Here is a 25,806-nt window from a genome sequence, read left to right as displayed (position 1 = left end):
TTTTTTTCTTTCCCCACTATTTATCGGGTGAGCCACTTAACTGATGGATAAGAGTCTTAGATACAAACAACTAGATGAATTATTTAGATATGAAGAAGGTTATACTATCAATGATCTTCTTGTTCGCTTAGAGGATAATATATCAAAGCGTACTCTTTTACGCGATATTAGTGTATTTAAAAGTCCTCCATATAATATGCAGTTTGTCGATGACATGTATAGAGGACGTGAAAAGCTTATTCGCTATAAAGATATATCGAAATCATTGTATGACATACAAGATAAGATGATTGACAAATTCAATGGTGTGATATCAGCATTGGATGCATATGCAGGAATTCCTCAGTATGATTGGATGAAATATTTATTTGTAGAATTGGGCAATAATGCGATGTTAGATGCTCTTTCAGTGATTTCATTTGATAATAATTATGACCTTGTTGGCATTGAATATATCAGTACTTTGATAAAGGCTATTATTCATAAGCAACCTCAGAAGATTATTTACAAGACTTTTCGAAGTCATGAAATAGAGGTTAACGTGCATCCTTATCATCTTCGCCAATATAATAATCGTTGGTTCCTGTTATGTAGAATAGACGGAAAAAAATACATTTCTAATTATGCGCTTGATAGAATTGTTTCTGTTTGTGATGTGGCAATCAAGTTTATTGATAGTGATGTAAATTTTCAAGAATGGTTTGATGATGTCATAGGTGTTACGATGCCAGTCTCTAATGTTGAGGAAATTTTAATTAAAGTTAGTAATACTCGATACGGCTATATTAAAACTAAACCTTTACATCCTAGCCAAACTGAACTGAAGGAGATGAAGACAGATGAGTATGTTTTTATCACCCTTAAGGTGAAAGTTAATAAAGAACTGATAACTACCATTATTTCGTTTGGTGCTGATGTTGAGGTGCTTAAGCCTCTAAGCCTTAGGGAAACAGTAAAAGATATTGCAGAACAATTATATAAACAATATAGAGATGGATAATGAATTAAAGCAGATTTTGTGGGTAGAAGGAAATAGCTTGATTCATCGAGATTTTCAAAAAGAAGCCTTGTCTTATGGATTGCAGCTTGTTCCTTTTGATTGTTGGGATGATGCTTATAAAAGTCTACGCAATGATTTTTCAAGGTGGGCTGCTATAATTATGCAGCCTAAAAGTAAACTCCATGTTGGTAGTTTGAAAAAAGTCATGCAGTTTTTGCCTCAGGCTTTTTCTGATATTAATGTTATTAGCGCAATTAAGGGCAAAAGTTTGCCTTGGTATATTTTAACAGATATAGATGAAAAAGAATTTGTTGATCTCGTCCTTGAATGTAGATTAGTATGGGATAGAGGGTGGCCTAATAAATATTATGATTCTTCTGTGAGAGAAGAGCGTCTGATGCTTTTTAAACGTATAAAAGCACAGACCCAGGTAAATGAGAAATTAATGGTTAGAACGGGACAATATAAGAATGTTTTTGATGCATTGGATTATCTATATGGATACCAACTTAGTAGTAAAGTTGGAGACATAATGGAAGATTTACTTGTATCAACATGCTTTGGCAAAGCGGGTATTTCTAATTTTGGATGTGTTAGAAATGTTTTGGAATATTTGTTCCATTCTATGGTTATGAATGGTCTGTTACCGAAAAATCTGAAGAATACGAGTAATAAAATGAATGTAGCAGGATGTAGTAAATTGTTGTCAGGGTTTAATGTTGATACTGATTATTACCATTTTAAAGTAATTGATTCTATCATTAATGAGATAATGTCTCGCAATATATACAATATTCTTAGGTTGGTTAATGCTGGAAGTCATGCAGATATAGGAAATGATAGTATAGTACTTGATAATTATCTAAATTCAGTTGGTACTAATAATCTTATTAATAGTTGTGCTTTACAATTGTGTGATGTTATTTTATGGTACGAACAAATCATTAAAAATACCCAAAAACAAAAAGACGAGCATGGAGAAGTCTTTCAATGGTGGTCTGAAACTCAAGTGTGACAAGATTTGACATACTTTTTTATTTTAAACGTAATATCTTTGCAGTATTGAAATAGTAATTTAATTAAAATTATAGTATTATGGAAGTTCAAGCAGTATCTGTAAATCAGGTGTTTCTTAGTAATCGTATTTTAAAAATACCATTCTTTCAACGGGGATATGTATGGAATGAATCAAACTGGAAACAATTCTTTGATGACATTGCAAATATTGCGAGCATGACCGTTGGTGATGAAGAGCCTGAAGTTTATTTTCTCGGTTCAATTATAATTAAGAATACGGGCATGAAGGGCAAACAGCAATATGATGTGATTGATGGTCAACAACGTTTGACGACTATTGTTATTTTTATGAAGGCTTTGTGTCTTGCTATGGGGAGACCAGACTTGTTTACTCGTGATTTTATACGGATGAGTCTTGATGATAAAATAGAACCAATATTGATTACAAACTATTATAACCAGCAAGTGTATAACAATATCATAAATCTTGAAGTTCTTCATCGTGAACCGATAGAGAGTGATAATCGTATGGCTGATGCTTTTGCCTATTTTGCTAATCGAATATTGGACGCAAAAAATCCTATAGATGGCAGTAATGCAATCAAGCCAGCTCAATTATATTCAGCTGTGATGGATTATGTCCGTCTTGTATGTATAGAAGTTCAGGCAGGAGAAAATGCTCAGAAAATTTTTGAGACAATCAATTGTACTGGTATAAAGTTGACAACAGGTGAAATGCTTAAGAATTTTCTATTTGATGAAACTCTGGTTGATAGGTATGAGCGTACTTGGAAAAGGGTGTTCGAAAATGAGAATAATGACTACTGGGAAAGAGATTTGACAAATGGTCGATTAAGCGGTAGCCATATCGAAAATTTCTTTTACCGATATATGCTTATTAAGATGCAGGAACCTAGAATTAAGAAGGGGTTAACACTCAACGAAACAAAGTCTTATCGTCAAAAGGGTGGGCAGTTTGAAAAGTTTCGTAATCTTATTAACAAATTTGGAATAGAGAAAGATGATGCTGTTAATGAAATCGTAGAATATGCTAGAATCTATCTTAACGTTTTCAAGTCAGAAACGCTCAATGAGACTTGCATACAACACCCAGGAGTTGAACGTCTGGCTTATCTTATGTTTATGCAGGACTCTTGGACAATGACCCCATATATTCTGTATATAATTAAGACTGTTGCGAGTGAAAACGAACGAAATCGAATTTTCAAATATCTTGAGATTTATTTAATGCGTCGTATCATTTGTAAGAGTAAAAATAATAACTATAGCGATATGTTTTCTGAGAATCTTATCGGTCAGAATATTAATACATTTGACACTTTTAAGGAATATGTAAATGATGAGACTAATCGCGGAGCGCTTCTTATGCCATCAGATGAGGATGTGGTGCAAGCAGTAAAAACAAATGATTTAAAGAGAGATTCAAAAGTCATTCTATATATGTTGGAGTCTCGTATCAATGACAACTTCGCGAGTTCTGATTTCAATAACGATGCCAATACATTTGAAAAAGTTCAAGTGATGCTTGAAAATGATAATGGTAAATGGCCGTCTGCAAAAGGATATACAGAGGATCAACGGCACGTTTTAACAAGGACTTTAGGTAACTTTACTATCATAAGAGAGAAACTCAAATCAAAATTCAAAAATGCTGATTGGCCAATCAAACGTGATGCAATGAAACTTGGTTCAGCTGACATGGAATTGTGTAGAATATTCACACAAGGATTAGATCATTGGGATGAATCTGTCATTGAAAAGCGAAACTCTTGGCTTGCTGGTAAGATTCTTGATGCTTGGCCACGCTAATCTAAAATATGAGGGTGTGTCAAAACTCAATTCTTGAAAATATGAACTTATAATTTGAAACTTGAGCATCCCCCAAAAGACTAAAAAAGGGTCGTATCGAACTCTGTATGGAGTAATTATACGACCCTTTTAAGTTTTATAGTTACAATCTGTAACTTTTGAGAGTGCATATTTTAGTTTTGACACACCCTCTTGTAATGAAATCTATTTTAGATAAATATTTATCTTGTACTGAACTCATATATGGAGTAAATAACCTTATGGATTTATTTCATAAATGTCAAATGATAAATTAAATTGAATGACGAATGGATTATAGACAAAAGACAAATAGAGGTGAATATATACCTGCATTTTTTGAGATGTACCTAAAAATTGATGGTGAGATTGATTTGAATAAACTTTCAAAAAGAGATTTTTCTCTATTCTTTCATGAATATATTCATTTCTTACAGGATATAACAACAACTTATGGATTAACCACATGTTATGCTTATGGAGAATATATTCAAAGTGTTGTTAATGACATATATGAGAAAAAACAAAAAGAATTTTATGTTCCATATATTTATAATGATAACAAAGATAATATTAGACTTAATGAGCAGCTGCAAAGTTTAACACTAGGGGATTGGGATACAAATATTGAATCTTTGGATAATATAAAAGTAACTTTAGATGATTTTGAATTAGATTTTGGAAAGGAACAAAATATACCTTCAATTAAGGTAGTTTGTATTCAAGCTAATGAAGATGATTATATTTCATTTGGAGCATCGGCAATAAAGGAAAGCATAGCTTATATAATGGAAAGATATTGTTTTGAAGAATATGAAAAATCTTGTGATTTTCCCTATTCCTCTGCAGAAAAAGTCGCAAATGCAATATATACAGAATTTGGACAAAGTACATTAAATGTATTAGCCTTGGCTGATTGTTCTTTGATGTTTTCAAATCCAGGTTATGTGTTTGTACATATGCTATATCAATTTAAAAAAAAACATTATAATCCAGAAAAACCTCAAGATATTTATTCTCAATTAGAAAATGCAAAAGTGAATAATGGAACCAAAATTTTCGATTTTTTTGAAAATATAGCTAATCAAACAAGGAGAAAAATTAAATCTTATTTTATGGTTCCTGATTATCCTGAATTGCATAAGGTGTTTCATGACTGGGTTGATACAGTTATTGATAAAGCTTTAAATTTGCGAAAAGAAAACCCATCGTACTTATTGGATATTATAGCAGAAAATATTAATTCATCTAATAACATATTTATTGAAATTGTAAATAGTTTAGGTACTCCGATGATGAAGAATAAACAGAAAGATTACTTTACAATCAAACCTAAAGGGAAAGCCGGTTGGGGTGTTGAAGTTCTAAAATCTGTACATCAAATATATAAAATTCTCCATGATGGAGAATTTCAATGTTCGTTATACCCATGGTGCTTACGGAGTTACGAAGAGCATCCAGAAGGAAACTTAAATCCTACAAGAGAAAAATGTCTTACTAAGCCTTGGGTAAGAGCAAGTGAAGAAGAATTATGCCCACTTGGATTATTATGGAAAAATTGGAATTTAGTAAATTATTATCCCAAAAGAAAAGTTGAATAAGAACTTGTATGTATGAAGTTTCTTTTTAAAAGTATGTCTTCAATTATTATTGTCAAAAGGCTACATTATTCTTATGAATACATTAGTACGAATTGACATGTTATTTTTTTGTGTTCATTTGAACTTACATATTTTATTCCTTTAGTCTTTTCTGAGTCCCGAAGCTGTTATTCGCAATAGCAAAATATCTTATTTTCTTGCATCTTTTTTGCCTTTCCCTTATTAAATTTCGCATTAAACTTATAACTTTGGGGAGAGTTAATGTTTGATGCTTATGATACAGAAATTCTTGCAGAGATACAAAGAGGCATTTGGCTATGGCGTACCATTGCCGGTTGCCTTTGGATATAGCGACACGCCTGTTGAGAAGATAAGGAAGATACCGCGCTGCATGATTGGGGCGATACGCAAGGTGTGCGACGGCCAGGCGCTGACGTTGAGCGTTGACAATGTGCTGTGCGGCGGCGGAAGTCTGTATACACGGTTTGCACCGATGCAGGAACGCATACCGCGCTTTGTGTCGGAACAGGAACACTACAAGCAGACGCCCGAACAGGTTAAGATGTATGTTAGCCGTTTGGGTATCAATCTGACAGAAAAGCCGTATCTCAACTTTGTGCGTATGGATAAGCTCGCTTCATTAGATGATGCAGAAGGCATACTGTTCTTTGCCACGCCCGATGTGCTTTCAGGCTTGTGCAGCTGGGCTTTCTACGACAATGATGCCGACGATGCCGTATGCACACGCTTTGCTTCGGGTTGCTGCAGTATAGTGACATTTGCCGTAAACGAGAATAGAAAACAGGGGCGTAGCTGCTTTATCGGAATGTTAGACCCGTCAGCCCGTCCGCTTGTTCCTGCCGACGAACTTACGTTTGTTATTCCGATGCACCGTTTTAATGAAATGATGCAAACGATGGAGCAGTCGGCGCTATTCCAGAAAGCATACTCGATAGTAAGAAAACGTATTAACGGGGAGATTGGGAAATGAGACAAGAGCTTATACACACCTGTCCGGAACTTGTCGACTATATCAACGATATAGGTCTTCTGCCTTTGCTCCGCACGGGCATTGACGGCTGGTCGGCAGAAGATGCGGTGGACGAAGAATGTCAGTACACACGCCTGCCTGACGGAGGATGGGAATGGCCTTTGTGGGAGTGGAAAGGCTCTGTGCTGCGTGAGAGCCGTTGCGCCTACGGCAAGTTCTTCAAGCGTAAAGCCGCGTTCGTAAGCAGTGAGTGGTGGCCTGACTTCTGCAATTATCGTCGCAGCCTTTATCCTTATCCCGAGGAGGGTAGCGTAGAGGAGGCCATTCTCGCAACACTGAAAAGCGAAGGGAGCCTTATCACACGCGAACTGCGCGCTGCATGCGGATTTACCGGGCCGAAGATGCGCAGCCGTTTCGATGCCTACTTGACACGACTGGAAATGGGCTGCTATATTGTAACCGAAGACTTTATCTATCCGCGCGACAGACATGGGCGTGAATACGGCTGGGGATGGTCGCTGCTGACAACGCCCGAAAGTCTGTTTGGGCGAGAGGCATGTAGCCCTAATCGCACGCCACAAGAATCATACGATAGGCTGCTTGAACATTTCAGAAAGATATTGCCGTATATGCCTGAAAAGACTTATAACAGTCTGCTCGGGATAAAGTCATGACATCTGCCGAATGTGCCTGCAGGGGCTGTATGCCCTCCGCCGCTTATCCTGCTTATGTTGCCAGGCGGCGTCATGTATCTGCTAAAAGTGAACAAAACGCAGTCATGATTTTGTCTGTAGCGTAAATTATTGTACATTTGCATTGCGCATGCACGAAACATGCTACTGACGACAAAAAATATGAGAACACAAGTGTTGATGGCGAAAGATGCATTCATCAGGCTGCATGCACATGCTCAGATGTATGGCGGCTTCATACAGCTGAGCGGTAATGACCGTGATTAAATGCCTTTGATGCCAACAAGGCCGACCGTCGCCCTGCACGACCTTCGGACAGATATATGCTTAAACATTGTAACTAATATGAAAACCGAAAAACAACATCTTTTGAAGAAAGACGGGATAAGCTATGTTGTTCCGTTCATACTGATTACGTCATGTTTTGCCCTGTGGGGCTTTGCCAACGACATAACAAACCCGATGGTAAAGGCCTTTTCAAAGATATTCAGGATGAGCGTCACTGACGGCGCCCTGGTTCAGGTGGCCTTCTATGGCGGCTATTTTGCCATGGCATTTCCCGCTGCCATATTCATACGCAAATATTCTTATAAGGCAGGCGTGCTCATGGGTCTGCTGCTTTATGCCGTAGGCGCGTTTATGTTCTTCCCGGCCAAGTACACAGGCTGCTATTATTCGTTCCTGCTGGCCTACTTCATACTTACCTGCGGCCTGTCGTTCCTTGAGACGAGCTGCAACCCTTACATCTTGTCGATGGGCACCGAAGAGACGGCTACAAGGCGCCTTAACCTTGCCCAGTCGTTCAATCCCATCGGGTCTCTGCTGGGCATGTATGTAGCAATGAACTTCATTCAGGCGCGCCTCAATCCGCTTGACTCCGATGCACGCGAGCAGCTCAGCGAGGCCGAGTATGCCGTGGTGAGAGACTCCGACCTGAGCATTCTCATACAGCCTTACGTGATAATAGGCGTGGTGATTCTCTTTATGGTATTTCTGCTGATGATTGTGCGCATGCCGAAAAACGCAGAGAAGCAGGACGGCAACTTCATGTCTACCATCAGGCACATCTTCCGCCTGCCTCATTATCGTGAGGGAGTGATAGCCCAGTTCTTTTATGTCGGTGCGCAGATTATGTGCTGGACGTTTATCATACAGTATGGTACTCATCTGCTCATGCAGACAGGTATGTCGGAGAAAGATGCCGAGGTGATGTCGCAGCATTACAACATCATAGCCATGGTAATCTTCTGCTGCAGCCGCTTCATCTGCACGTTCTTCCTAAAGTTCTTCAATGCCGGCGCCATGCTTGCCACGTTGGCCGTGGTGGCTGTATTTCTGCTTATAGGAGTGATATTTATGCAGAACATCTATGGCCTTTACTGTCTTGTAGGCGTTTCTGCCTGCATGTCACTGATGTTCCCCACGATCTACGGAATAGCCTTGTATGGATTGGGCGAGTCGGCCAAGTTTGGTGCCGCCGGACTTATCATGGCCATACTTGGCGGAAGCGTACTGCCTCCGTTGCAGGCTCTTATCATCGATCAGGGATATGTTATGGGGCTGCCGGCTGTCAACGTGTCGTTTGTGCTGCCGCTAATCTGTTTCCTCGTGATAATATGGTATGGCGTACGCTCTTATTCGCGCATCGCTTCTCGTTCGTAAAAACAGAAAAAAACAATGCGCAATTAAAAATGAAAAATTAAAAGTGAAAAACGCCTTACGGAAATGAAAAGTTAAAAGTGAAGAGTGAAAAATCCAATAGCAAACGTAGTGATTACAAGTAGAAACTACATACATTTGGATTTTTCGTTTTTCACTTTTAACTTTTCACTTTCGTAAAACGCACTACGTTGCTATTGTGCCGGCGGATCTGTGCTCCGCCGGAATTGAGTGTAAGGATTTTTTAATCCGATTACTTCCTATTTGCTATTACATCATGTAGACTTCACTTAAACAAGCGGTATTTTAAGCGGATTGAAAATCCTGATAATATCTACCGGCAGATTGCAAATCAGCCGGCACAATAGCAACGTAGTGCTTGCGACAGAAGTCCTCAAAGCATTTGGATTTTTCACTCTTCACTTTTCACTTAGAAAATGCTCATTTAACTACTCTAACTACCGAGAAACAGAAGCCTCCCCACGGGGGATATGTTATGGGGCTGCCGGCTGTCAACGTGTCGTTTGTTCTGCCGCTAATCTGTTTCCTTGTGATAATATGGTATGGCGTGCGCTCTTATTCGCGCATAGCTTCGCGTTCGTAAAAACAAAAGCCTCCCCACAGGGGAGGTTTGGTGGGGCTTTCACTTTCGTGTCAGCAGCGAATACAGATATTTGAAGTTTTCTTTAAGTTCATTGATGTTGAGGCCGTTAAGGAAGGCGTGTTCGTATGATATGCCGTAGAATACCTGCCTGAACATCCGTGCCGTTGTCGTAACGTCCACGTCGCTCCTTATCTCGCCCTTGTCCTTAGACCTCTGTATCACCGTTGACCACATCTCATAGTCCTTGCTGAAGATGTCTTCAATCTTCTGTCTTATGCCGGGATAATACATGCGGACCTGCGAAAGAAAGTGGATATAATAGAAGTTCGGGCAGCAGTCGTATGGGTTGTTGCCGTCGTTCACAAGACTTACAATTCCGTTCATTGCCTTCGACACTCCAGCCACATACTGATCTATAAATTCCGCCAGTGTGTCTGCTGGCTGGTCAAACTTGTTTACGGGGTTCTGCAGTTGTATGAAGAACTTGTCGGCCACGGCAACAAACAGGTCAAGCTTATGCGGAAAATAATACACTATTCCGGTCTTTGCAAGTCCGCAAGCCTTCGCCAGTGTGCTGATGCTTGCCTTTTCGTAGTTCATTTTCAGGAACACCCTGAAAGCCTTGTCTATCACTTCTTCGCGGTTTGTTATCATAATCGTTTTTGTTTTCAGCTGCGAAGATACAATATTTTTTACTTTTCAGCTGTATGTTGTAATGCTTTTTATGGAGCAAATGGCCAATAAGGAATGTCTTTGGCCATGCATTGTTGCATATATGCTATTTGTCTTATTATCAGACACTTAACGACGCAGTTGTAAAACGTGCCCTTTTAGCGTGCAATTTGCCGCCTTTTATGAGCTAAAAGACGGCAAATTACAATGCAAAAGGTATGCTCTTATATTTCAGGCCTTTTGCATGTGCTAAATAGGCGGCATATTCGTGATGTGGATAACAGGATTGTTATACAATTCCTTTTATGCAGGCAAACCTGCCGTCAGGTATATGTTCTGTCAGAACTTCTCTGTTATGCTCCGTTCTTATTTATCCTATGCTTTTTCCTGCATTCTCGTACACTTCTGTTATTTCCTCCTCGGTTGTGAGGTTGAAGTCGCCGGGTATGCTGTTCTTGATGGCAGATGCGGTGAGGGCGAAGTTGATGTCCTTCGGGCTGTCGTCGCCAAACTTCAGCAGGGCATGAATGTATGCGGCTATGAAGGCGTCGCCTGCACCCATAGGGTCGATGACGTTGTCTATGTCGTAGATGCGTGCAGGATAGATGTTGCCGTCTGACCAGAGAACGCCTGACAGTATGTGATGGTTGGCCGAAAGGGTGTTGCGCAGGGCAAGAATCATCTTGCGGCACTTGGGGAACATGTCTTTTGCCTTGCTGAAAAACTCTTTATGGCTTTGGATGTCGAAGCTGAAAGCAGGCGACGTGGCAGTAAATTTCGGCGGAGTGATGCCCGTGAGAAGTTGCCATTCGCCTTCGGTGCCGAACATTATGTCGCATTTCTTGGCCAGCGGCAGCAGAATGTCGTGAGCGCTCTTGCCGTATTTCCACAGATTCTTGCGGTAGTTTATGTCGAAAGATATTGCAAGGCCCTGTCTTTCTGCATCGCACACGGCCTCTTCTGTAACGTCGGCAGCGCTTTGTGACAGGGCGCAGGATATGCCCGACCAATGGAAGACGGATGCATCGGCAAATGCGTCAGCCCAGTTGATTGTGCCTTTGGCAACGGTGGTCATTGACGAGTCGGCACGGTCGTACACTACGCTCGAGCCGCGCATGGCTGCCGCATTCTCATAATAGTAGGTGCCGAGACGTATGCCGCCGCGGGTTACAAAGCGAGTGCCTACGTTGTATTTTCTGAGTTCGTTAAGGCAAGCCTGACCTAATCTGTTGTCGGGCAGGCGTGTAACATATTCGACATCATTGCCTAGCATGGCCAGCGACACGGCAACATTGGCCTCGCTGCCTCCGAAATATCCGTCCCATGTGCTTCCCTGTATGATGCGCAGCTTCTCCGGACGTGTCATGCGCAGCATAATTTCACCAAACGTAACTATTTTCTGTCTCATGTCAATTTTTGTTTGTCCTGTCTGTTTCTTCAGGCAAGTGGTGTTGTAGTTTGTTTATCTCTTTGCACGTTTGTCTAAAAAGCAGACTGCTGTTTTCAAGATGTAAAGATAGCTATTTTTGCTTGTTGTCATAGCGGATGAATGTGAAAATAATGTGAATGTTTAGAATATTTATGACAAAATGCTTTTAGAAAGGCCTTTGTCCATAAGGCGGATTATACGGCATGAAGGGCGACGTAAGTTAGTTTCTTATAGCCGGACAATAAAACAGCCATTATTTTTTGTTAAGTAAATAATTTCTGCGGTTATCGTTATTCTTTGTATTTTTGCAGGGTATAGACAGGCAGACAGTTGACTATAATTTTTTGTTTATGGAGATAATAATTCAGAACGACAGCTTAAGCCATAGAGAATGTTCTGTTCTGGGGCTTAATGAGGTCTTTGCTGAGGACTGTGAGAGGCAGGCCTTGCTGTTCGACGGCTTTATTTTCGGCGTCTGCCTTCGAGGTGAGGCGTCGGTGAGGATAAACGGAACAGTGTTTGATGTGGTGCCCGGCAAGGTGTTTGCCGTTTTGCCAAAGCATTTGTTCTCAGCCGTGTCATATTCAGCAGATATCGACGTAAGACTGATTTTTGTTCCTATTGACATTGTCTGTAAATTGCCGTTGTCGCCTAATTTTGACTCATTGAGGAACACGGCGTCAAATCCCTGTGTCGACGGTGGAGAGTGGGCCGCTGATCTCGGGGCGCTGTGCGACATTATGATGAGGCATGACTATACTGCGGGCAAGGGCGAAGACATAATGATGTCGCTGGTATGCTCGGCAGCACTGATATTGTCTGATCTCTTTGAAGGCAGCTGCCATGACGTAAAGAAAACGCTGTCGAGACAAGAAACTTTGGCAGGAAACTTCTTTGAACTGCTTTTCAGCCATTTCGAATCAGAACGTAGCGTGGCTTTTTATGCCGACAAGCTATGTGTAAGTCCAAAGTATCTTTCTGTTGCCGTAAGGAGCGTCAGCGGGTGTTCCGTACAGAAATGGATAAACGAGATTGTACTGGCCGAGGCCAAACGCTATCTGTGTACAACGGAAATGACAATACAGCAGATATCAGAAAAACTGCATTTTGCAAGTCCGTCTTCATTTGTCAGGTTTTTCAGGCAGCACACGCTGACAACTCCTTTGGCGTACAGGAAAGACTAATTATGATTATTGCAGTTTCTTGGCGTTGGTGTGTTTTCTGACAATTTGCATGAATTCGTCGCCCGTTATGGTTTCTTTTTCTATCAGGAAGCCTGCAGCCTCGTGCATTATTGTCATGTTGCCAGTTATTATTTCTTTTGCCTTTTGATGGGCTTTCTTAATCAGTTTCAGCACCTCGCGGTCTATTTCGGCTGCCGTGTCTGCCGAACATGTCAGCGAAGAGTCGCCGCCAAGATATGCGTTGCTGACGGTTTCGAGCGCCATCATGTCATATTGGTTGCTCATTCCGTATCGGGTAACCATGGCACGGGCCAGTTTTGTGGCTTGTTCAATGTCGTTAGACGCACCTGTTGTGACGGTATTCATGACTGTTTCCTCGGCAGCGCGTCCTCCGGTGAGCGTCACGATGCGGTTGAACATGTTTTCTTTGCTCAGCAGCACCTGTTCGCCTTCATCTACCTGCATAGTGTAGCCCAAGGCGCCCGACGTGCGCGGTATTATCGTTATTTTGTGAACCGGAGCCGAGTTTGTCTGCATAGCAGCCACCAGTGCATGTCCTATTTCATGATAAGCTATGATTTTCTTTTCGTCGGCAGATATCACCTTGTTCTTCTTCTGTGCTCCGGCAATTACTGTTTCGACGCTTTCTTCAAGATCAGATGTTGTTACACGCTTGCGGCCCATGCGCACGGCACGCAGTGCAGCCTCGTTGACGATGTTTGCCAGTTCGGCACCTGACGAGCCGGCAGTGGCTCTTGCAACAATGTCGAGGTCTATTTCCTCATGTCTTACATTAGCCAGATGCACCTTGAGTATGGCCTTCCTGCCTTCAAGGTCGGGCAATTCCATCTGTATGCGCCGGTCGAAGCGGCCCGGACGCAGCAGCGCCTTGTCGAGAGTTTCGGGCCTGTTGGTGGCAGCAAGGATTACCACACCACGCTTTCCGTCGAATCCGTCCATCTCCGTAAGCAGCTGGTTGAGGGTCTGTTCGCGCTCGTCGTTGCTCGAGAAACCGCTGTCGCGTCTTTTTCCTATAGCGTCAATCTCGTCAATGAATATTATGCATGGTGCCTTCTCGTTGGCCTGCTTGAACAGATCGCGCACCTTTGCTGCACCCATGCCCACGAACATCTGAACAAACTCTGATCCGGATATGGCGAAGAAAGGCACTTTTGCCTCACCGGCCACAGCACGTGCTATGAGTGTCTTGCCTGTTCCGGGAGGTCCTACAAGCAGTGCTCCTTTGGGCAGCGATGCTCCGATTTCGACATATTTACGCGGATTATGAAGAAAATCGACGATTTCCTTCAGAGTGTCTTTTGCCTCGTCTTGTCCGGCAACATCAGCGAAAGTTGTCTTTATGTCAGCATCGGCATATATCTTGGCTCCTCCGTTGCCGAACGACATGAAGTTGCCGCCGTCGCCCATCCTGCTTCTGATGCTTCTGGCGGCCTGTCGCCATATGAGATAGAATATGATGCCGGGGAGAATCCACATGAGCAGGAAGTTGAGCAGAGGGGAGTTTTCCTGAGGTATAATTTCATTGAAAGAAATCTTGCCCGACTTGTTAGGACTCTTGGCCGACAGCAGCCTGTCTACCAATTTTGGGTCGTTAATCTCACCTGTCTGATAAGTTATTGTCTTGCCGTCGGTTTCTTTCGCCGTGAAGTAGATGTGGCTGCTCTTAATCATAACGTCCTTCACCTTTCCGCTGTCCACCTTTCCGACAAAAGTGCCGTAGTCGGTTTCGATTATGCGGCCACGTCCGAATTTAGGGAATATAAGGCCGTTGAGAAACAGCACAAGCAGAAAGCCCCACAGAAGTCCGTAGTATGGATTTGTCTTTTTCTGGTTCTGAGTGTTTGTCTTCTTCATAAAAACTTTTTTTCCGGTTGCAAAGATAAATACATGCGCTGCATGAACCGTTACCGGAAAAGAATAAAAAATGTGCAATATTTCACATAAATGAGGCAAATGAAGGCTTGTTGATGTATGTCTGGAATTTGTTGAGTGTTAAACCAAAACCAGATATTGGAATCAATAAGGATTGTAGTTTTATGTGGAATGTTTTGCAGCCTGTTTTCTCGAAGCTGTGTCGGGCTGTTTAGATAAGTGGTAAATGGCAAGATGAAAATAGAAAACAAAGAGCGTGTTGAGAATATAAATGTACTTTTAAAAGTAAGACAAATGCGGACATATGGCCGACGTTGTTAGGTTATAAGGCATGTCTTGATGACATAAAAAAATCCGAAGCTGACAGAGCCGGATGTGGCTGAGGCATGTTGTCTTGTGCTGTTAGCTTCGGATAATATGATGTTGCAGTACATTCAGGGCTACGGCCGGCGTGGCCCCGGATGCTGTTGTTATGTCTAGATGAAGAGGTTGACGCCTGCTTCTTCTGCCTTCTGCATGTAAGAGGCTACGCCGCCCACGGTTACGCCGTCGAGCAGTTCCTCCTTCTTTATGCCCATCATGTCCATTGTCATCTGGCATGCTATAAATTCGACGCCGTTGTCCATGGCCTGACGGATGAGCGACTCGAGTGAGTCGATGTTCTTCTTTTTCATTATTCCGCGTATCATTTTGCTGCCCATGCCCATCATGTTCATTTTTGACAGGGCAAGACTGTCGCTGCTCTTGGGGAGCATGTGGGCAAACATCTTCTCGGTGAGAGTCTTCTTTACGGCCGGGCCGTGCTTCTTCTTTATGACGTTGAGGCCCCAGAAGGTGAAGAAGATAGACACTTTGCTGCCTGTGGCGGCTGCGCCGTTGGCAAGGATGAATGTGGCTATGGCGCGGTCGAGGTTATCGCTGAAGCATATAAGGGTCTTGTTCTTGCCGGCAGGAGCGCATGCGGCGGCAGGCTTGTCGTCAGACTGCTGCTTCCTGATGAGGACGGTGTGACAGCCGTCGGTGCACGAAACTGAAAGGAAGGCGTTGCCCGTTGACTTACACCACGCCTTTGCGTCTGACGGGAAACCGGGGTCGGTGGCCTTTACCTCTATAGTCTCACCGGGCTGCATGTCGTCGGTGGCCTGTTTCAGTTTAAGTATCGGACCGGGGCACTGCAGTCCGCAGGCATCAACGGTAAGCGTTGCACGGCTGTCGCTGCATTGACTGCCCGGAGTGCAACTGCACGAACAAGAAGAGTCGTCGCTGTCATCGTTGCCGTCGGCACACTGAAGGTCTTGTGTGGCCAGCTGATAAGTCTTGTAGCCGCCCGAAAGGTTGCGCACGTCGTAGCCGTTGGCTATAAGTATGCGTGCGGCGATGTAGCCTCTGAGACCTACGGCGCAGAATGTTACTACGGGCTTGCTTTTGTCTATTTCGCCCATGCGCTCGCGGATGTCGTCTACGGGAATGTTGACGGCCCCGCTGATTGTGCCGAGGCTGAATTCGGATGGTGTACGGGTGTCGATAATCTGAACCTTGCTGCGGTCGAGACCGTCGATGTCGCGCCAGTAAATAACAGGCATCTTGCCGGATATGATGTTGGCGGCGGTGTAGCCAGCAATGGCTATCGGATCTTTGGCTGACGAGAACGGAGGAGCATAAGCCTGCTCAAGGCGGATAAGGTCGTAGATGGTGCCCTTGTGCTTGATGATTATGGCCAGCTGGTCGATGCGCTTGTCTACGCCTTCGTGTCCTACGCACTGCGCGCCGTAGAGCGTGCCGTCTTCAGGATTGAAGGTGAGCTTGGTGGTGATGAAGAACGCACCGGGATAATATTCGGCATGAGACATGCTTGTCGTAGTGCTGCTCTGATATTTGATGCCGAGTTGCTTCAGGCGCTTTGCAGGAAGGCCCGTAGAACCTACAACTACATCAAATACCTTAGCTATCGACGTACCGATGGCTCCTTCATATTCGGTTGTGTTGCCAAACACCATGTTGTCGGCCACGATGCGTCCCTGACGGTTGGCCGGTCCGGCAAGATAGTTGAGCCACGGCTCGCTGTATTCTGGATGCGGATATTCTATGGCGTCGCCTACGGCATATACGTCCTTGGCCGATGTCTCGAGATATTTGTCTACCTTGATGCCACGCGCGCCAAGCTCTATGCCGGCACTCTTGGCAAGCGACGTATTGGGACTTACGCCGATGGAGAGCAGCACGAGGTCGGTTACAATGCTCTTGCCCGACTTGAAGAACACGCGTATGCGTCCGTTGTCCTTCTCGAAGCGCTCAACGGCTGTGTTGAGATGCAGCGAAACACCCTGACTGAGCAGTTCGCGGTGAACATGAGAAGCTATGCTGAAGTCGACCGGTGCCATTACCTGCGGAGCCATCTCGACAATAGACACGCGGGCGCCGGCATGACTGAGATTCTCTGCCATCTCGAGTCCGATGAATCCTCCGCCTACAACAACGGCGCTCTTTACGCTGTGCTGCGTAAGATAGTCTTTTATGCGGAATGTGTCTTCAACGTTGCGCAGGGTGAATATGCCCTCGGTGTCGATGCCGGGGAACGGAGGTCTGACGGGCGACGAGCCGGGCGAGAGCAGCAGTCGGTCGTAATGCTCGTCAATAACAGAGCCGTCGGGGCGGCGCAGCGTTACGGTCTTGGCCTTAGTGTCTATGCTTATGGCCTCGGTGTTGACGCGCACGTCGACGTTGAAGCGGCGTCCGAACGACTCGGGTGTCTGCACAAACAGCTTGTTCTTGTCGGCAATGGTGCCGCCGATGTAGTAGGGCAGTCCGCAGTTGGCATATGAAATGTGCGGCCCCTTTTCAACCAATATTATCTCGGCCTTTTCGTCGGCCCTGCGAATGCGTGCGGCTGCGGTGGCTCCACCGGCAACTCCGCCAATGATGATGTGTCTCATGTCAGTGTGCTTGTTTTAATTATTATTGTTTGTTGTTATTTCTTCTTCGGTCATGCTTTCGGCTATCCGGCGCAGCTCTTCGGGCAGCGAAAACTGCGAGCAGTGTATGCGGTCGATAAGTTCGCGGCCCTTCTTTGTGAGGTGGAAACTCATGCAGCGGCTGTCGTGTGGGCACACGTTGCGCCTTATGTAAGCCTCCTTCTCGAGCGATGCAATCACCTTGGATGCGTTTGAGCGCGAGAGTTGAAGCTCGTCGGCTATCTCGCCCGAAAGCATCTTCTCTTTTTCAGACAGCACGCAGAGCAGCATGGCCTCGTTGAAGTTGAGGCCGAAGGCCTTCTGTAGCTGTAGCTCAAACTCGCTTATACAGCGGTATATCTTTCTTATTTTGCAGATGCAGTTGTTGTTCATGTCGATATTATTTTGCCGTTACATATTATGGTGAAAGATTTTTTAATCCTTATATTATTTCCATTGGAAAACATTGCAAATATAGATATTTGTTTGTTATAAAGATAATTTCCGATAGAAAATAATTTGTTTTGTAACATTTATTTGCTAAAAGGCCTGTCTTTTAACATTTTCCAATGGAAAATAAATATGTAATAGACGGATGTGTATATGTCATAATCCATGCGGTGATATTGCCAGTGAGCAGTAGGGCAGGCAATTGTGTTGTGCGTTCAAGTCAGCAGAAGCTGGGCATAAAGATACTTGAGGCATGCGGATATGAGCATGGACGAAGGTTATGCATTAGGCTGCATGAATAGGTATAATGGCTATGAAAACGATGCCACGGATGAAAGACCGCAAAACGGATTGTGAAAGGTGTCCTTTTGCATTGTAATATGCCGTCTTTCAGGATGCAAAAGGATACATATCAGAAAAAGGGCAGGAAGAAGAGTTGTGTGATGAGTTGGAAAAACAACTCGTCACACTGTATGTATCTGAAAACAAGTGACTTACATACGAATGTGACGAGTTATGAGTTTTTAAAGAAAAATTTTATTTGTTTGATTGCCTGCCGGTGCGGTGCGTCTTGTCCGCATCATACCGCAAGGACATGGCCATTATGCCTTCATGATAATCTGGTTATAGTAAGGATACGGAATCTCTATCTTCTCGACGTCGAAACGCTCCTTGATAGCCCTCAGCAGGTCGCATTTCATGGCAAAGGCGTTGCCCGTGGTAGACGCCCACGCCCATGCACGCAGCGTTATGGCAGAGTCGCCAAGATTGATAACGCGTATGACAACCTGCGGCACATTGTTGGCTTTCTCCTCGTCGGTGCGATGGTCTATGAGCATCGGGTGCTTCATAATCTCGTCTCTCATCACGTCGATGGCATGGCCGAGGTCAGTGGTGTAAGACACGCCGACTTCTATAAAAGAGCACGTGGTGGTTTCGCCATAAGACGAATTGACGATGGTGCTTGAGTTGATCTTGTTGTTCGGAATGAGAATCATGCGGTTTTCGGCGTTCTGTATTACCGTATGGCGGAGCGTAATCTCCTTGACTGTTCCAACGATGACGTTGTCAACCTGGATAAAGTCGCCCACCTTAAACGGACGCGAAAAGATGATGAACAGTCCGCCTACGATGTTAGACAAGGCCTCCTGAGAAGCAAGGCCGACGGCCATGGCCATGATACCGGCACTGGCGAGGATTGAGTTGCTGACCTTCTCCATGCCCGGAATGAGCGACAGAAATGCAGCCACACCTATGATATACACGGCGGTGGTGATTATCTGGCGGATAAAGCTAATCTTTGTCTCGTCGAAGACAATGCGGCCGCGCTTTCTCTGCGAACGGTTGAACAGATACTTGATGAACGCATTGAGTATGCGCACGAACACGTAAATTAAGAAACCCTTGATTAAGAACACGACAATCCAGCGGATTGACAGTCCGAAGACTTCCATGTTTAGCATTTCATTGATATTCATGGCGTTATGATTTAGTTTTATTTATAATGATGTGTCATGTCCAGCCTTTGCACATTGCTGCCGGATATGTGGCCCCGACTGCATGTTGAAGCTTGGTATATGCAAAGATAAGAAATAAAAATATAAAAGATGAAATAATATGCATAAAATGTGCTACCTTTATTTACACATTTTATGCAGCACGGCCATTTCGCGTAGCTTTATGTCTTGCAGGTTAGAGGATATTCTGATTTTTTGTCGTATCTTTGTGCTTGCCGGCAGAACGTGATGCAGATGGCTGTCGGCAGAAAAAACATTTGAAATGAGAAAACGTACTAATAATGGAAGAAAGCCTGTGGAAGGAAGTCTGTTTGGCGATGACGATTTTGAGCCTTACATGCCGGCCATAGACCTGAGTAAATACAATTTTGATGAAGTGTTCGGACGGTTGGCGAAATCGGACTTCAGGCGGCGCTTCCGGCTGAATGATGAGATGAAGGATTATGTAACGGAGAAGGGACTTGGGTGCATTGGCATGCATGCAGCTGACATAATAAGAAAAAGACTTGCACCGGCCGTTATACCAAACGACGGAAAACAGACACCGATGAAAGGACATCCCGTGTTCGTGGCACAACACGCAACAGGATGCTGCTGCCGGGGCTGCCTGTCAAAATGGCACGGCATTGATGCGGGGCGTGAACTTACGGCCGCTGAGCAGGAGTATGTAGTGGCTTTGCTGCTGACCTGGATATCCAGACAATTATAACGGCATAAAGACAACACCGGAAGATTTTCTGCGGTGTGCTTTATGCCGTCATTTTCGATATAACGTTCCGCTACGAAACGTTTAAGTGCAGACAGGCTGTCTGCATGATGTTATCCCTAAACCTCAAAAAACTTATAAGGCATTAACTATTGTCTTAGTTCTTGTCGCCGGCCCAGTCCTTGGCGTTTATTGCCTCGAGGAGTTTGATGGCGTCTACATACTGAGCTATGCCGTCGGCAACGTTTTTGGCGTCGCGCATGGCAAGTACGACGGTCGAGGGGCGGTTTACAACGTCGCCTCCAGCAAACACACCCTTGCGGCTCGTCATTCCGCATGGAGTCTCGCGTGTTAGCACGTATCCGCTTTCGTCAACCTCAATGCCCTTGGTGGTCGACACTACGCGACTGGCGGGCACGGAGCCGATGGCCATGAGCACCTTGTCGGCCTTTTCTGTGCGGCGCTCACCGTTGTGCTCTATGACTACGCCGTTGAGAATGCCGTCCTTGTCGAGAATCTCCACAATCTTTGACTGCCAGTTAAACTTGACACCCTCTTCGACAGCTTCTTCGTATTCGGAGCGAAGGGCGCTCATCTCGTTCACCGTGCGGTGATAAACAATCTCGACATCCTTTGCACCCATGCGGATGGCCGTGCGGGCACCGTCCATGGCTGTGTTGCCGCAGCCGATGACAAACACACGGTCGCCTTCTTGTATGGGCACATCTTCGCGTGCAATGTTTCCTTCGTTGTATAGACTCACCTTTCTTAAGAAGTATACAGCCTGACGTACGCCTTTGAGGTTTCGTCCCGGAATATCCGGTTTTTTCGGCTTTACTGTACCAGTGCCCATGAATATGGCGTCGAAGCCACGTTCAAAGAGCTGGTCGATGTTTATGTCGGTTCCAACAGTGGTGTTGCAGTGGAACACCACTCCAAGTTCTTCAATCTTTTTGATTTCGCGTCTTACTATCTCCTTCGGCAGTCGGTATTCAGGGATGCCGAACATGAGAACGCCGCCTGGTTCGGGTTCCATCTCGAATATCTCAACGTTGAAACCTTTGCGTGCCAGGTCGCCGGCAATGGTAAGTCCGGCAGGTCCTGAACCGATTACGGCTATGCGTCCGCGTGTCTTTGGCTGCAGGTTCTCGCGTATCAGGCCCATGCCGCCGTCGAAGTCGGCTATGAATCTTTCCAGCTTGCCAATATGTATCGCCTGTCCTTTCTTGCTCAGTACGCAATGTCCCTCGCACTGCTTCTCGTGCGGGCATACGCGTCCGCATACTGCCGGCAGGTTACTCTTGTCGTTGATTATCTTCATGGCGTTACCGAGATTACCTTTCGAAAGCTCGTGAATCCAGTCGGGAATGTCGTGGCTTATGGGGCATCCTTTCTTGCACTGCGGAACTTTGCAGTGAAGACAGCGCTTGGCTTCGTTTATGGCTTCGAGCATGGTATAGCTCTCGTTTACCTCGTGAAATAACTCTTTTTGTTCTTCCATTTGCTTTAAAGTAGTTTGAGTATTGTAAAATTATTTGCAAAGATAGTGTAATTTTTGACTTAAATAAAAAAATAGTGTGACGAAAATGAAAAAAGTCATCATAAAATGTTTTTACAAAATAAAATTTAGTATCTTTGCGTGCAATTTTTTTGGTAAATATTATTTATTTGCGTCTTATATGGTGGTTGTGTAAATCGGCGAAAGACGTATATTTTATATAAAAACAATATTAGACTATGATCTCTGCATTTGACAAAACATTTAAATTAGGTATTCTCTTGTCAGTTATCGACTGGCTTACATTTAATGTAGTATTCTTGTTGTTCACGCTGTTTTCAGGAGCAGATACGAGCGGAGAATTTGTGGCTGATTTGTTAATGGCAAATGTCTTATATGTTGTTGCATTGCAGATTGTTACCATAAGCCTGCATCACAGACAGGCTCAGCCGGCAAAAGTGCTCAGCAATACTTCACGTACATCAGCTATATTCATAGTGCTGTATGCGGCAGTGTTGGGTATCATGGGATTTTCCGTACCGGGGCTTGCTTATTGTATCGAAATATCTCTACTTGTTTTTCTTGTTACAAGTATTGAGCGACTTTTACTTAGAACATACATTAAGCATAAGCGAAGTGTTGGCCGGAACAGAGTTGATACCATAATACTTGGTACAGGACAAATGGAACAGAAAATAGCTGACGTGATGACTAACGTCTGGAACGGATACAATCTTCTGGGATATTTTATCAAAACAGATTCTGACTCAATGACAAACAGCTCTACAGGTGAGGAACTTGCTTATCTGGGAGAGGAGAGCGAACTGCTGCCTTTTATAGAGAATAATCATGTTGACGAACTCTATATCGGCGTAATGCCGGATAAGCTGAAAGAATATAAGGCTCTGATGAGGCTTTGTGAAAAGCATATGATCAGAACATATTATGTGCCTACCATATCTTACGGAGAGTTCCGCAGTGCAAAGGTTATGGAGTTTGGCGACATTTATGTCATGTCGCAGTATAACGAACCGCTGAAGGATATGCGCAACAGGATACAGAAACGTGTATTCGACTTTGTGGTTTCGCTGCTGTTTATATGCACATTGTTCCCGATAATATTGATAATTGTGGCGATAGTGTCAAAGATAACGATGCCCGGACCGTTGTTCTTTAAGCAGAAACGTACCGGATATGATGGAAAGGACTTCGTGTGTTATAAGTTCAGGAGCATGAAGGTAAACAAGGATTCTGATAAAGTACAGGCTGTCAAGGATGACCCGAGAGTGACTAAATGGGGCTTGCTGATGCGTCATACCAACATTGATGAGCTGCCTCAGTTTATCAATGTACTTAAAGGAAACATGAGCATTGTCGGTCCGCGTCCGCATATGCTTGCTCACACCGACTATTATTCCCAACTTATATCAGACTATATGATACGCCATTACGTAAAGCCCGGTATAACAGGATGGGCTCAGACTCATGGTGAGAGGGGAGAGACAAAGACAGTGGATGACATGAAGCGCCGTGTGGAAAAGGATATTTGGTATATTGAGCACTGGAGTTTCTGGCTCGATATTCAGATAATATTAAAAACCGTTTCTGATGCCATTCATGGTGATGAAAAGGCTTATTAAAAGGATAGAAGTGCAGATTGCATTTAGACTATATACAAACGGGGATGTCGCTTTTGGGCGCATCCCCGTTTATTGTTGAAGTATTAGATGTATCTTGATTTTATGATTGATGTGATAAATTCATTTGTCTGTGGAGCAGTGGCGTCCTTCTCGCGGATTTTTCTTGTTTGGAGATGAGGGATAATGCGTTTGGATAAATTATACCTGATTGTAGCTATGACGCTGTGTCCATATTCTTGATTATCATGTTTTATGGTTGTCTTTCTGTGATTGTTTTTTGCGTATGGAGATATAATTCCGAAATAATAGTACTGTTGTCGTTTCCTGCTTAATCTTGGTGCTTACATTTTTAGCAGATCTGCGTTAATAAAAAAGGAGAAAACAGTTTTTACACCGCTTTCTCCCTTGCAAAATTTAACCCTCTATTTATTATTTATCATAGGTAAGAAACTTTGTGTTCGTGATTTTTACGTCAACGTTATTGTCAAAGTCCTTATCTTTTTTCGTGTAGAAGAATGTACAGTTGTCTATTGTAACGTCATGTACGCACTTCAAGCCCGGGAGGCCGTGTGCCGAAATGGCTGTTTTTGTGTTTCGGCATACGACGTTTGATATATGTATGTCTCCAAAGTCAGGTGCAAAAGGTGCGTCGGTGTAGGTGGCTGTTTCAGCCTTGTCTTCTTTTACGCTGTATTTCTTGTCGATATAAGTGCACTCAAATACAATTGCTTCATCTTTGATGTCCGTCATGAAGATGTCGCTGATATACAGCCCTTCAACCTTTCCGCCGCGTCCTATGCCGCTCTTGAAGCGCAGACCTGTGTCAGTGCCGCTGAAGCGGTTGTTGCGTACAACAATGTTCTTTATGCCTCCGGTGAATTCGGAGCCTATGACAAAGCCGCCATGAGCATGGAACACCGCATTGTTCTCAATGAGAATGTTCTCACATGGTCCATATTTGAGACCAGACTCTCCGGCTCCCGCCTTCATGCATATTCCGTCGTCTCCGGCGTCGATGGTGTTGTTGACAATCAGGACATTCTTGCAGCTGCTGATGTCGAGAGCGTCGCCGTTCTGGGCGTTCCACGGGCATCTTATTGTAACGTTGTCAACTATCACGTTGTTGCAGCGTGTAGGGATGAGGTGGAACTTGGGCGAGTTCTGAAGTGTAACGTCTTTTACCAGCACATTCTCGCAGTCGGTTATTCTGATGAGGTGTGTGCGCATCTTTTCCTGTGCCTCGGGTGTGGCTGCTATGTTTTCGTAATGCTTGAGGTTGAACGGAAACCACAGTTTGCCTCCTTCTGTCTCAGTGCCTCCCATATAGAGAAACTCTTTCCACTCGGCGTCGCTTACTTTAGAACGCTTTACAGGACGCCAGAATGCGCCGTTGCCGTCGATTACGCCTTCGCCAGTTATGCTGATGTTCTTACGCTTGCTTGCGCTTATCAGTGGAGTGCATTTGTCGTCTTTCTTGCCGTTTTCTTCTTTTATAAACAGGCTCTTTTCGGGTGAAGCCATTATTATGGCGTTTTTCTCTATGTGCAGATCAATGTTGTCCTTAAGCGAAATCATTCCCGTCAGCCATATTCCGGCAGGCACCACAAGATGGCCTCCTCCCTGCTTGTTCAGTGCGCTTATTGCTTTTCTGAAAGCTTCTGTATTAAGAGTTACGCCGTCTCCTACGCCTCCGAAGTCTTTAAGATTAACGGTGTTTGCCGGTATGACCGGTGCAGTTGCTTTAGGCATTTCAACCGGAAGGTTTTGGTAATAAGTGTCGTAGTCACTTGCCTGGGCAAAGTTTAATGCAAGCATAAATGCTACGCATAGAGATAAAACTTTTTTCATTTTGATTAGTTAATAAGTTTATTTTTACTTTAGTATTTAATATTCCAATTTATTTAATATGTTCATGTCCGGGTGTTTTGTCCCCGTTCATGTATGGGCTGTTCAAATAATTATGTATATACGTTGATGTCGTTTGATTATTTTTATAGTTTGCGGTAAATTTTTTGCAAATGTAATGCAAGTTGGAGACATTTCCAAATAATAAATATTCTAACATGATAATTTTATGTGTTTTTAAATTTTACAAAAAATATTGTCTATGTGTTTTTACGGGTAAATTATGGGCAAAATAGGGAGATTTTGGGCAAAAATAAAATTTTTAGTAAAAAAGTTGCTGAAAAATTTGGTGGTAATAAAAATAATGCCTACCTTTGCACTCGCAATTGAGAAACAAACACCAATCAGTTGTTAAGGACGCGCTTGTAGCTCAGTTGGTAGAGCATCTGACTCTTAATCAGAGGGTCCAGGGTTCGAGCCCCTGCAGGCGTACAAAGAGACACTTTCGAGTGTCTCTTTTTTTTGTTTGTGCATATTGTGTTTTTGTTTAAAAACGGCTAATCCGATAAATAGTGGCTCACCCGATAAATAGTGGGGAAAGAAAATATT

The 25,806-nt window shown here is 43.8% G+C and carries 18 protein-coding genes and 1 tRNA gene; 11 read left to right on the top strand and 8 right to left on the bottom strand.

What is annotated here, in order from left to right; all coding sequences use genetic code 11:
• Window positions 1–43 precede the first annotated feature (43 nt).
• The 7 genes from QVO66_RS07300 to fucP all read left to right on the top strand — a co-directional run bounded on the left by QVO66_RS07300 (window position 44) and on the right by fucP (window position 8,811).
• Entirely contained in the window at window positions 44–1,000 is a 957-nt protein-coding gene (locus tag QVO66_RS07300) for a helix-turn-helix transcriptional regulator (RefSeq protein WP_288172721.1), read from the top strand.
• A complete protein-coding gene (locus QVO66_RS07295) occupies window positions 993–2,015 on the top strand; it encodes a hypothetical protein (RefSeq protein WP_021854797.1) in 1,023 nt (340 codons plus the stop codon). The genes QVO66_RS07300 and QVO66_RS07295 overlap by 8 nt, the downstream gene beginning before the upstream one ends.
• An 80-nt stretch (window positions 2,016–2,095) precedes the next feature.
• On the top strand, window positions 2,096–3,847 hold the full coding sequence (locus QVO66_RS07290; protein ID WP_021854796.1) for a DUF262 domain-containing protein: 1,752 nt from the start codon (window positions 2,096–2,098) through the stop codon (window positions 3,845–3,847).
• A 308-nt stretch (window positions 3,848–4,155) separates the two neighbouring features.
• A complete protein-coding gene (locus QVO66_RS07285) occupies window positions 4,156–5,466 on the top strand; it encodes a hypothetical protein (RefSeq protein ID WP_021854795.1) in 1,311 nt (436 codons plus the stop codon).
• Between the two features lie 274 nt (window positions 5,467–5,740).
• Entirely contained in the window at window positions 5,741–6,457 is a 717-nt protein-coding gene (locus QVO66_RS07280; RefSeq protein WP_021854794.1) for a DUF169 domain-containing protein, read from the top strand.
• Window positions 6,454–7,131 carry an AlkZ-related protein gene (locus tag QVO66_RS07275; protein ID WP_021854793.1) on the top strand — a complete coding sequence of 226 codons (678 nt, stop codon included), beginning with the start codon at window positions 6,454–6,456 and terminating at the stop codon, window positions 7,129–7,131. Before QVO66_RS07280 ends, QVO66_RS07275 begins: the two co-directional genes overlap by 4 nt.
• A 363-nt stretch (window positions 7,132–7,494) precedes the next feature.
• Window positions 7,495–8,811: an L-fucose:H+ symporter permease gene (gene fucP, locus QVO66_RS07270; RefSeq protein WP_021854792.1), complete on the top strand. Its 1,317-nt coding sequence runs from the start codon at window positions 7,495–7,497 to the stop codon at window positions 8,809–8,811.
• A gap of 640 nt (window positions 8,812–9,451) precedes the next feature.
• On the opposite strand, the gene QVO66_RS07265 is transcribed toward fucP, so the two are convergent.
• Together QVO66_RS07265 and QVO66_RS07260 are read right to left on the bottom strand one after the other, a co-directional pair.
• The gene (locus QVO66_RS07265) at window positions 9,452–10,069 is read right to left on the bottom strand and encodes a TetR/AcrR family transcriptional regulator (RefSeq protein ID WP_288172722.1); all 618 of its coding nucleotides are present in this window, start codon (window positions 10,067–10,069) and stop codon (window positions 9,452–9,454) included.
• A 385-nt stretch (window positions 10,070–10,454) separates the two neighbouring features.
• A complete protein-coding gene (locus QVO66_RS07260) occupies window positions 10,455–11,492 on the bottom strand; it encodes a sugar kinase (RefSeq protein WP_021854789.1) in 1,038 nt (345 codons plus the stop codon).
• Window positions 11,493–11,863: 371 nt separating this feature from the next.
• Between QVO66_RS07260 and QVO66_RS07255 the strand changes: the two genes are divergently transcribed.
• Complete coding sequence (locus tag QVO66_RS07255; RefSeq protein ID WP_021854788.1) at window positions 11,864–12,697, top strand: AraC family transcriptional regulator; 834 nt, start codon at window positions 11,864–11,866, stop codon at window positions 12,695–12,697.
• A gap of 6 nt (window positions 12,698–12,703) precedes the next feature.
• Here QVO66_RS07255 and ftsH read toward each other — a convergent pair whose 3' ends face one another.
• The 4 genes from ftsH to QVO66_RS07235 form a co-directional block, all read right to left on the bottom strand.
• Entirely contained in the window at window positions 12,704–14,572 is a 1,869-nt protein-coding gene (gene ftsH, locus QVO66_RS07250; RefSeq protein WP_021854787.1) for an ATP-dependent zinc metalloprotease FtsH, read from the bottom strand.
• Between the two features lie 494 nt (window positions 14,573–15,066).
• Entirely contained in the window at window positions 15,067–17,523 is a 2,457-nt protein-coding gene (locus QVO66_RS07245; RefSeq protein WP_021854786.1) for an FAD-dependent oxidoreductase, read from the bottom strand.
• Window positions 17,524–17,538: 15 nt separating this feature from the next.
• Window positions 17,539–17,934, bottom strand: coding sequence for a MarR family winged helix-turn-helix transcriptional regulator (locus QVO66_RS07240; protein WP_021854785.1), 396 nt, complete (start codon window positions 17,932–17,934; stop codon window positions 17,539–17,541).
• A 659-nt stretch (window positions 17,935–18,593) separates the two neighbouring features.
• On the bottom strand, window positions 18,594–19,469 hold the full coding sequence (locus QVO66_RS07235; protein ID WP_021854783.1) for a mechanosensitive ion channel family protein: 876 nt from the start codon (window positions 19,467–19,469) through the stop codon (window positions 18,594–18,596).
• Window positions 19,470–19,770: 301 nt separating this feature from the next.
• Between QVO66_RS07235 and QVO66_RS07230 the strand changes: the two genes are divergently transcribed.
• Window positions 19,771–20,217: a DUF4186 domain-containing protein gene (locus tag QVO66_RS07230; RefSeq protein ID WP_021854781.1), complete on the top strand. Its 447-nt coding sequence runs from the start codon at window positions 19,771–19,773 to the stop codon at window positions 20,215–20,217.
• Between the two features lie 154 nt (window positions 20,218–20,371).
• On the opposite strand, the gene QVO66_RS07225 is transcribed toward QVO66_RS07230, so the two are convergent.
• The gene (locus tag QVO66_RS07225) at window positions 20,372–21,715 is read right to left on the bottom strand and encodes an NAD(P)-dependent oxidoreductase (RefSeq protein ID WP_021854780.1); all 1,344 of its coding nucleotides are present in this window, start codon (window positions 21,713–21,715) and stop codon (window positions 20,372–20,374) included.
• 236 nt (window positions 21,716–21,951) lie between these two features.
• On the opposite strand from QVO66_RS07225, the gene QVO66_RS07220 reads away from it, so the two are divergent.
• Complete coding sequence (locus tag QVO66_RS07220; protein ID WP_021854778.1) at window positions 21,952–23,352, top strand: undecaprenyl-phosphate glucose phosphotransferase; 1,401 nt, start codon at window positions 21,952–21,954, stop codon at window positions 23,350–23,352.
• Window positions 23,353–23,781: 429 nt separating this feature from the next.
• Here QVO66_RS07220 and QVO66_RS07215 read toward each other — a convergent pair whose 3' ends face one another.
• A complete protein-coding gene (locus QVO66_RS07215; RefSeq protein ID WP_021854776.1) occupies window positions 23,782–25,200 on the bottom strand; it encodes a glycoside hydrolase family 28 protein in 1,419 nt (472 codons plus the stop codon).
• A 416-nt stretch (window positions 25,201–25,616) separates the two neighbouring features.
• Here QVO66_RS07215 and QVO66_RS07210 point away from each other — a divergent pair.
• A tRNA-Lys gene (locus tag QVO66_RS07210) sits at window positions 25,617–25,689 on the top strand.
• The last annotated feature ends 117 nt before the right edge of the window (window positions 25,690–25,806 follow it).

The organism is Prevotella sp. CAG:255 (assembly GCF_000431195.1).
Lineage (GTDB): Bacteria > Bacteroidota > Bacteroidia > Bacteroidales > Bacteroidaceae > Prevotella > Prevotella rara.
Note: the sequence above shows the minus strand (reverse complement) of the source record. Positions and strands in the feature narration are given on the sequence as shown.